Source organism: Pelovirga sp. (assembly GCF_059864205.1).
On sequence record NZ_JCBCBS010000213.1, the window covers coordinates 1 to 2,398 of the forward strand.

Genomic DNA, 2,398 nt, shown 5'->3' on the forward strand with positions numbered 1-2,398 from the left:
GACACACCCAAGTCGACACTAAAGAAAAGCTATGATTTTCAGTCACTACTGACGTTGTTCTCTCCGCGCTCCAAAGAAAAGGCGGCGATTCTGCCTGATGAACCCGCCGAAATTGATCTTCTTATCGGTACCGACTGTATATCCGAGGGGCAGAACCTTCAGGACTGTGATTATCTGATCAACTACGATATTCACTGGAACCCGGTGCGGATTATTCAGAGGTTCGGACGGATCGATCGGATTGGCTCTCAGAACAAATCGATTCAGCTGGTCAACTACTGGCCCGACATCACCCTTGATGAATACATCAACTTAAAAGAGCGGGTCGAAAACCGCATGGTGATAGCGGATGTTACCGCAACCGCTGACGACAACGTATTAAGCCCACAGTCGCAGGAGGTTTCCTATCGCAAGGAGCAACTGCGTCGGCTACAGGACGAGGTTATTGAGATGGAAGACCTCAAGACCGGCGTGAACATCACCGACCTTGGCTTAAACGACTTTCGCATGGATTTGCTGAACTACGTCAAACAGAATGGCGATTTGGCATCTGTGCCCAATGGGATGCACGCTGTTGTGCCAGCACAGCCAGACAAAGGATTGCCACCGGGGGTTATCTTTGCCCTGCGCAACCGCAACCACGGCGTCAACGTCAATCAGCAGAATCGCCTGCACCCTTATTACCTGATCTACATCGCTCAGGACGGTTCCGTGGTCATTAACCACACCGATGTTAAGCCACTACTTGATCTGATTCGAGCGGCCTGCAAAGGCCAGCAACAACCCTTGCTTCACGCCTGTCAGGAATTTAATCGTCATACCCATGACGGCAAAGACATGCATCAGTATTCCGACCTGCTCGATCAAGCGATCCGCTCCATGATCGACCTGAAGGAAGATAAAGACCTGGACAGTCTCTTCACCAGCAGCCGAACAACCGCTCTGGTGAACAGCATCCAGGGGCTGGAAGAGTTTGAGTTGATCAATTTCCTCGTTGTACAAGAGGTTGATTGATGGCGGTGTGGTACAAGTTTCCGGACAAAGCGGCCTTCGGGCGGGTGCTGCCCAAGGAAAAAATCTACACCTACGCCAACCCCAGCCGTGCTGTGCGCAATAACTTTGTGTCGCAAGTTCAAAAGATTGTCTGGCAGTATAAACTGGCACCGGAAACCATCAACCTTCCGGCCAGAAGCAAGGTGCCGGAAATCCAGATTTTTGATATTCATCTCAAAGAGGGCGACCTGGATGAAGCCGTCTTGCGCTGTATCGATAAGGCCATTCCCTTCCCGATCTTTTACCGCCTGATGTTTCAGGAGCGTTTCAAGGTGATGGCTGCCTATAAGCGCCCCAGTGAAGCGGATGCAGCAAAATGGGTGGTCGATGGATACTACGCAACCGATTGGCTGTCACCGGGGCAATACCTAACCGCTCTGCCGGTAGCGCTGGATTTAGCGGCGTTGTACGAGCAGATGTTACGGCAGTTGATGCCGTTGCCACCACGCCAGGGGGAATCGCTAAGGACTCAGGCAGAACGGATTGATGCCGTATTCCAGAAACAAAAAGAATGCCGGAAGCTTGAAACCCGGATGCAAAGAGAAAAGCAGTTCAACCGCAAGGTCGAACTGAACACGCAACTGCTCGAATTAAAACAAGAACTAGAACAGTTAACCACGGAAAACACGGAAAACCACGGACATGGGTAGCCTGTTGTTTGAAGAAGAGACATTTGCTATTCGTGGTGCCGTTTTCGAGGTATATCGGGAACTGGGATGTGGATTTTTGGAGGCTGTCTACCAAGAGTGCCTTGAAAAAGAGTTGAGTGCCAAAGGCATCCCCTTTATGTCACAACCGGAATTGACCCTCAACTACAAAGGGCAACGGTTACAACAGACGTACAAACCGGATTTGATCTGCTATCAACAGATCATCCTTGAACTCAAAGCGGTGAAAGAGATATCTCCCGAACATAAAGCCCAGGTGATCAACTACCTGAAGGCAACACACCTGAAATTAGGGTTACTGATCAACTTCGGCAGTTACCCGAAAGCACAGATCGAAAGATTTGTTTTATGAACCACGGAATACACGGAATGACACGGATAATAAAAGCACAAACATTCAGTGTTTTCCGTGTCTTCCGTGGTTAAAGAAAGAGGTTTTATATGGACAAGTTGAAAATGCACTCCCCGAACCTGACCCAGGACAATATTCGCAAGATCATGGAGTTGTTCCCGAACTGCGTTACCGAAGTAAAGGTAACCACGGAAAGCACGGAAAAACACGGAAAAGAAGATTAATTAAATCCTTCCGTGTCTTCCGTGTCTTCCGTGGTTAAAGAAAGAGGTTTTAAATGGAAAAGATGAAAATGCACTCCCCGAACCTGACCCAGGACAATATC

Annotated in this window: 4 protein-coding genes; all 4 read left to right on the plus strand. The window is 49.0% G+C overall.

All coding sequences use genetic code 11. The annotated features are described in order from the left end of the window. Nucleotides 1–1,014 (plus strand): helicase-related protein (locus tag AC6F7T_RS13230; protein ID WP_500719579.1); only part of this gene is annotated, 1,014 nt, incomplete at its 5' end. Beyond that, a complete protein-coding gene (locus tag AC6F7T_RS13235) occupies nt 1,014–1,703 on the plus strand; it encodes a DUF4391 domain-containing protein (RefSeq protein WP_500719581.1) in 690 nt (229 codons plus the stop codon). The genes AC6F7T_RS13230 and AC6F7T_RS13235, both read left to right, overlap by 1 nt. Further along, the gene (locus AC6F7T_RS13240; protein WP_500719583.1) at nt 1,696–2,073 is read left to right on the plus strand and encodes a GxxExxY protein; all 378 of its coding nucleotides are present in this window, start codon (nt 1,696–1,698) and stop codon (nt 2,071–2,073) included. Before AC6F7T_RS13235 ends, AC6F7T_RS13240 begins: the two co-directional genes overlap by 8 nt. Nucleotides 2,074–2,162: 89 nt before the next feature. Beyond that, a complete protein-coding gene (locus tag AC6F7T_RS13245; protein WP_500719585.1) occupies nt 2,163–2,297 on the plus strand; it encodes a hypothetical protein in 135 nt (44 codons plus the stop codon). Nucleotides 2,298–2,398 lie beyond the last annotated feature (101 nt).

What these genes read in the sequence shown, in the direction of transcription:
- AC6F7T_RS13240 (WP_500719583.1), top strand. Translation starts at nt 1,696, where the DNA reads ATGGGTAGCCTGTTGTTTGAAGAAGAGACATTTGCTATTCGTGGTGCC.
- AC6F7T_RS13235 (WP_500719581.1), top strand. Translation starts at nt 1,014, where the DNA reads ATGGCGGTGTGGTACAAGTTTCCGGACAAAGCGGCCTTCGGGCGGGTG.
- AC6F7T_RS13245 (WP_500719585.1), top strand. Translation starts at nt 2,163, where the DNA reads ATGGACAAGTTGAAAATGCACTCCCCGAACCTGACCCAGGACAATATT.